The following is a 5,900-nucleotide window of genomic DNA, read 5'->3' as shown; positions in this document are numbered from 1 at the left end:
CGTGCCGCCCACGGTGAGGGTGACCGTGTCGTTCTTGTTGTCGGTCGGATCGTTGACCTCGGCCAGTACGTACAGGCCGGCGGATGTGGTGCGCGTCGATGCTCTGCTGCTCCGGCGGCCCGTCCAGGGGGCTGCGCGAGTTGCCGCGCCGGTCATAGCTCACCACCGTGTACCGGTCGGCGAGCTGCCCGGCCAGGGCCGCGTATCCGGCGGCGTCGTAGACCCCGCCGCAGATCAGCAGCAGGACGGGGCCCGTGCCGCGGACCTCGTAGTGCAGGGTCGCGCCCGGCACCTTCAGGACATCCGTCTTCATGGCTTCCACGCTCGGGTCTCCTTGAGAATCGTGGTCGGTGTGCACAGCGCAGTCGGCGCCGCGGGCGCGTTCTCGACATGCCGCCGGAAAGGCTTCGGAAGAGATCTCACCCTGCCACCTCGGCCGGGGACTTCTCGTCGGCGACCATCCGATGGGCACGGGCGGGCCGGCTCACCGGCCGAGGTGTGGGTGCCGCCCGTTTCTCGCCGCCCGGCTCCCTGGGGAGCCCTTCCGGGTGCCCTGTTCGTATGGTTATTGAGTTGCGGGGAGATGGGTGGTTCTGGCGTTACTGATCTTGTTCGGGATGCGACCGGGAGGAGGCGATGTGGAGATGTCGTACAACGAGGTGACGGGTGGGCGTGCGCCGATCCGCATGTGGGCCGACCCGGCCGAGGTCGAGCCGAACGTGATACAGCGGCTGCGTAATGTGGCGAACCTGCCGTGGGTGCAGGGGGGGCGCGGTGATGCCGGACGTGGTCATGGGTTTGCCGGAGTGTCGAGGGTGAGTCCGGTCTCGGCTGGACTCTCCCACTGTGGGAGGCCTCATGCTACTCCCAGCGGTCCCCAGTGGTTGATCATGAAGGCATCAGGGATGGGGACGGTGTGACCGTTCGCCGCGTCAGCATGAGGAGAAGCGACGCATGACCATCGTGAAGGACATCGAGGCCCGCGGCCTGCACCACTGCGAGACGACGGCGCTGGGGGTGCTGTTGCGGCATGAGGGACTTGATCTGTCCGAGCCCATGCTGTTCGGGCTGGGCTCGGGCCTGTCCTTCATCTATTGGGACAGCAAGGGCATGGCGTTCCCCTTTCTCGGAGGCCGTGTCAAGCCTTTCGACCTCACCAGGAACCTGGCCGTCAGGCTGAGGCTGACGTTAACGGCCGAGGAGACCACCTCACCGCGCAAGGCGTGGGAGAACGTGGCCGCCCCCATCGACGCCGGTCGGCCGGTCGGCCTCCAGCTCGACTGCTACCACCTGGACTATTTCCGCTCCAAGGTGCACTTCGGCGGTCATGTCGTCGCCATGTACGGCTACGACGAGCACGACGTCTACCTTGTGGACACCGACCAGCAGGGAGGAGCGGTGCGCACCAGCCGGGCCGGCCTCGCCATGGCGCGGGCCGAACGCGGCCCGATGACCGCCAGGAACCGATCCTTCACCATCACCCTGCCGGCTCACCCGCTTTCCTGGCAGGACCAGATCATCCCCGCCATCAAAGACTGCGCCGACGCCTTCCTCGCCGCTCCCATCGCGAACCTGGGTCACCGCGGCATCGAGAAGGCCGGCAAACAGGTGCCCAGATGGCTGCTACGCGCCGGCGAGCCGCAGCAGGACCTGCCGCAGGCCGCCCTCCTCATGGAGAAGGGCGGCACCGGCGGTGCCCTGTTTCGCGCCCTCTATCGCGACTTCCTCGACGAGTGCACCCGGCTGATCGACAACGGCAACCTCCGCGCCGGTCACAGGCTGTACGCCGATGCCGCCGTCCTGTGGACGGACGTGTCCACCTTGATCGCGAAGGCTGGAGAGAGCGGCGACGCGGGGTACCTCGAGCAGGCCGGCGTCATCCTCCACGATCTTTCGCGCATCGAGAAGGACGCCATGCAGGTGCTGCGTCAGTTGTAGCTCAACGGGAAAACCGGCTGTACGGGGACGGCCTGAGTAATGGTTGTCGTGCCCTGACCAGGGGAGAAGGCCCTGACCAGGGGAGAAGGCAGGGCACGATGCGCAACGGCTCGGAAGACGAATACTCCATGGTCTTCTCCGCGGCGGGTGCCGTACATCCGCGGCTTCGATCACGAGTCGGTGATGAGTCCGTACGACAACGACGGGCCGTGGCCGGGGGGCTCGACTCGGTCCCCGACGTCCTCCGCTCCAAGCGCCGGCTGAGAAGTCGGTAAACGCAGCGCCCCGCCACCTGTGATCGGCGACGGGGCGCAGAAGGCGCAGGTTCAGCCCTTGTAATTGAACACCTGGCGCAGCGTGTGCTGGATCGCGACCAGGTCCTTCTGGTCTGCCATCACCTGGTCGATCGACTTGTACGCCTGCGGGTGCTCGTCCACCAGAGCGGCGGCGCGGTTCGCGTTCCAGGTGCGGCCGCGCATCGCCTCGGTCAGGGACGCGGCCGTCAGCTCACGCTTCGCCCGGGTGCGCGACATCCTGCGGCCGGCTCCGTGCGAGCAGGAGTTGTACGACATCGGGTTACCGAGCCCGCGCACGATGTATGAGCGCGTCCCCATCGAGCCTGGGATCACGCCCTCGTCGCCGGTGTCGGCCTTGATGGCTCCCTTACGGGTGATCCACAGGTCCTTGCCGTCGTGCGTCTCCTGCTGCGTGAAGTTGTGATGGCAATTGATCGTCCGGAGCCGCTGGCCCTTACCGACGACCCGGAACAGGGCGTTGCTCAGCACCTTGTCCATCCGGGCACGTGAGGCCATGGCGTAGTGCTGCGACCACAGCATGTCCTCGATGTAGGCGGTGAACTCCGGCGTGTTCTGCACCAGGTAGGCCAGGTCCGGGTCCTCCAGGCCGATCGCCTGCTCCTTCATCGTCTTCTTGGCGTCGACGATGTGCTTGGTCGCGAGCAGGTTGCCGATGCCGCGCGAGCCCGAGTGCAGCACCGTCCAGACCCGGTCACGCTCGTCGAGGCAGACCTCGACGAAGTGGTTGCCGGATCCGAGGGTGCCGAACTGCAGGGACACCTTCTTCTCCTGATGAGGAGTCAGGTCGGTGTGCGGACGGCCGAGGTCGCTCAGTGCGCGGTCCATGGACGGGTCGTCGTGGCCCTTGCCGACGCCGGCGGGGATCCGCTTCTCCACCAGCGGCATCAGGGCCTCAAGGGTGTCCGGGAGGTCGGCGGCGGTGAGCGTCGTCTCGGTCGCGACCATGCCACAGCCGATGTCGACGCCGACGGCGGCCGGGATGATGGCCCCTTCGGTGGGGATCACCGATCCGACCGTCGCGCCGATACCGATGTGCGCGTCGGGCATGAGAGCGACGTGTCCGGAGACGATTGGCAGGCGGGCGGCGCGTGCGGCCTGCATGATCGTACCCTCGTCGATCTCGCTGGCCCACGACACCAGGTTCGGTGCGGGCTGGTTCGGCATGGTGATCTCCTTCGTTGCGAGATCCAGTTTGCCCATGTCCAACGTGATATCCCATCGGTTTTCGGGCGGATGAGCCGGAAAAAGGCGAAGAAGACCTTCGCCCTGGAGGACTTCAAGGCGCAGACCCCCGGTGTCGAGTGCCACAAGGACACCGGGGGGATCGACGAGATCCCCGGCGCGTACAAGGGCGTCCAGTCGGTCATGGCCGCGCAGACCGACCTGGTCGAGGTGGTCGCGCACCTGCGGCAGCCGGTCTGCGTCAAGGGCTGAGCGATCGGTCTGCGACCAGGGCGTGCGGGGCCGTTTCGAGGGACGTGAGGACGCAGGGATCTCAGGGACCGGATCGTCCGGACAGATCTGGCGATCTCCCAAGGAATCAACCATCTCGTGATGATGTTGGAGTGGTTGAGGTCCGTTTAGGGCCGAGTGGGGGGTCGGCCATAGGCTGGCCCCCTGCTTAATAGGTGACCGACTGGGAGGTGGCGCCCCGTGTTGCAGGATTTGTTCGGTCGTGTGGCGACCGATCTGCGGGTGTCCCTCACGGACCGCTGTAACCTGCGCTGTTCCTACTGCATGCCGCCCGAGGGCCTGGAATGGCTGCCCAAACCCGAACTGCTGACCGTCGACGAGATCGTCCGGTTGGTCACCATCGGGGTGGAGCGGCTGGGCATCACCGAGGTCCGCTACACCGGGGGCGAGCCCCTGCTCCGCCGCGAACTGGTCGACATCGTGGCCCGCACCACCGCGCTCGGCCCCACCCCGCAGGTCTCGCTGACCACCAACGGGATCGGGCTGAGCCGGATGGCCGCCGCCCTGGCCGCCGCCGGCCTGCACCGGGTCAACGTCTCCCTCGACACCCTCGACCGCGAGACCTTCAAGAAGCTCGCCCACCGTGACCGGCTGGCCGACGTTCTTGAGGGCCTGGAGGCGGCCCACGCCTCCGGCCTGCGTCCCGTCAAGGTCAACACCGTGCTGATGCGCGGGATCAACGACCACGAGGCCGTGCCGCTGCTGCGCTACTGCCTGGAACGGGGGTACGAGCTGCGGTTCATCGAGCAGATGCCGCTGGACGCCCAGCACGGCTGGCGCCGGGAGAACATGATCACGGCCGACGAGATCCTCGTCCGGCTCCAGGCCGCCTTCGACCTGACCGACGCCGACCCGGTGGAACGCGGTAGCGCTCCTGCGGAACTGTTCCTCGTCGAGGGCGGCCCGGCCAGGGTCGGCGTCATCGGCTCGGTCACCCGCCCGTTCTGCGGTGCGTGCGATCGGGTGCGGCTCACCGCCGACGGCCAGATCCGCAACTGCCTGTTCGCCACCGACGAGTCCGACCTGAGGAGCGCGATGCGCTCGGGGGCGAGCGACGACGAGATCGTCGAGCGCTGGCGATCCGCGGTCCGGATCAAGAAGGCCGGTCACGGCATCGACGACCCGGCCTTCCTGCAGCCGTCCCGCCCGATGTCCGCCATCGGCGGATGACCGCCCGCCACGACGCCTGCGTCCTGGCGGGCGGTCTCGCGAGACGGCTCGGCGGCAGGGACAAGCCCGCCCTGCACGTCTCGGGCCGCCCGCTGGTCGAGTCGGTGGCCGCCGCCGTGCCCGGCGCCGGAAGGCTGGTCGTCGTCGGGCCGCCCCGCCCCGGGCTGCCAGGCGCGATCTTCCGCCGTGAGGATCCACCCGGAGGCGGCCCCGTTCCGGCGCTGCGGGCGGGGCTGGCCGAGGTGACCGCGCCGTGGGTGGTGCTGCTCGCCGCCGACCTTCCGTTCCTGACCGCCGAGCACGTGTCCGCGCTGCTGGACGCGGCAGGCGCAGGCGCGGGGACGGCGGCATGCGCGGAGGGGGCACGGGCGGGAGCGGTGCTCGTCGACGACGGTGGCCGCGAGCAGTGGCTCGCCGGGGTCTGGCATACGGCGAGCCTGACGCGGGCGCTCGCCCGCTACGAGGGACGGTCGCTGCACGGGCTGCTGGCCCCGCTCGACCCGGTCACGCTTCATCTCGCCGGGCGGCCGTGGTTCGATTGCGACACCATGGACGATCTACAGCGGGCGCGGGCCCAGGCGGGCGCTACCGCTGAGAAGGAGTGAGAGTTGAACGTGCTGACGGAGTGGACCGCGCTGGTCTGCCGGGAGTTGGGCATCGATCCCGCGACAGTCGATCGTGACGAGGTGCTCGACCTGACGAAGGAGGTCGCGCACGGGGTGGCCCGGCCGGCCGCGCCGCTGACGGCCTATCTGCTCGGCGTGGCGCTGGGGGCGGGCACGGCGCCGCCGGATGCGGTGGAAAGGCTGACCGCGCTGGCGCGTAACTGGGAGCAGACAACCGATACACAGGGTGAGAAATAACATCAGAGAAAAGGCGAGAACAAGTAAAAGTCATAAGAAAAGGGCGACGCCGGGTGGTTACGGGTGGCGAGTAGTACCGAGACCGGCGGCGAGGGCCTCGCGGGGGCGCCGAGCTGTTCCCAGCGGGCGCGGACGCCAT

The 5,900-nt window shown here is 68.3% G+C and carries 5 protein-coding genes and 2 pseudogenes; 5 read left to right on the top strand and 2 right to left on the bottom strand.

Annotation, left to right across the window (positions count from 1 at the left end):
- Positions 1–313, bottom strand: a pseudogene (locus ABZ260_RS44925) (hypothetical protein); the annotation flags it as partial.
- A 641-nt stretch (positions 314–954) separates the two neighbouring features.
- Between ABZ260_RS44925 and ABZ260_RS44920 the strand changes: the two are divergent.
- Entirely contained in the window at positions 955–1,938 is a 984-nt protein-coding gene (locus tag ABZ260_RS44920) for a BtrH N-terminal domain-containing protein (protein ID WP_355630320.1), read from the top strand.
- Positions 1,939–2,264: 326 nt separating this feature from the next.
- Here ABZ260_RS44920 and ABZ260_RS44915 read toward each other — a convergent pair whose 3' ends face one another.
- Positions 2,265–3,455, bottom strand: coding sequence for an RtcB family protein (locus tag ABZ260_RS44915; protein ID WP_355630317.1), 1,191 nt, complete (start codon positions 3,453–3,455; stop codon positions 2,265–2,267).
- Between the two features lie 30 nt (positions 3,456–3,485).
- On the opposite strand from ABZ260_RS44915, the pseudogene ABZ260_RS44910 reads away from it, so the two are divergent.
- The 4 genes and pseudogenes from ABZ260_RS44910 to ABZ260_RS44895 all read left to right on the top strand — a co-directional run.
- Positions 3,486–3,689 (top strand): annotated as a pseudogene (locus ABZ260_RS44910) (RtcB family protein); the annotation flags it as partial.
- A gap of 219 nt (positions 3,690–3,908) precedes the next feature.
- On the top strand, positions 3,909–4,898 hold the full coding sequence (moaA, locus tag ABZ260_RS44905; protein ID WP_355630314.1) for a GTP 3',8-cyclase MoaA: 990 nt from the start codon (positions 3,909–3,911) through the stop codon (positions 4,896–4,898).
- Positions 4,895–5,503, top strand: coding sequence for a molybdenum cofactor guanylyltransferase (locus ABZ260_RS44900; RefSeq protein WP_355630310.1), 609 nt, complete (start codon positions 4,895–4,897; stop codon positions 5,501–5,503). The genes moaA and ABZ260_RS44900 overlap by 4 nt, the downstream gene beginning before the upstream one ends.
- A 9-nt stretch (positions 5,504–5,512) precedes the next feature.
- A complete protein-coding gene (locus tag ABZ260_RS44895) occupies positions 5,513–5,761 on the top strand; it encodes a DUF6457 domain-containing protein (RefSeq protein ID WP_245651382.1) in 249 nt (82 codons plus the stop codon).
- Positions 5,762–5,900: the final 139 nt, after the last annotated feature.

It is taken from the genome of Streptosporangium sp. NPDC006013, assembly GCF_040614275.1.
Classification (GTDB): Bacteria; Actinomycetota; Actinomycetes; order Streptosporangiales; family Streptosporangiaceae; genus Streptosporangium.
The sequence above is the reverse complement of the archived record's forward strand: the minus strand, read 5'-3'. Positions and strand labels throughout refer to the sequence as shown.

Excerpts from the sequence above, each read along its gene's own strand:
- ABZ260_RS44915 (WP_355630317.1), bottom strand. The coding sequence starts at position 3,455 with ATGGGCAAACTGGATCTCGCAACGAAGGAGATCACCATGCCGAACCAG.
- ABZ260_RS44920 (WP_355630320.1), top strand. The coding sequence starts at position 955 with ATGACCATCGTGAAGGACATCGAGGCCCGCGGCCTGCACCACTGCGAG.
- ABZ260_RS44900 (WP_355630310.1), top strand. The coding sequence starts at position 4,895 with ATGACCGCCCGCCACGACGCCTGCGTCCTGGCGGGCGGTCTCGCGAGA.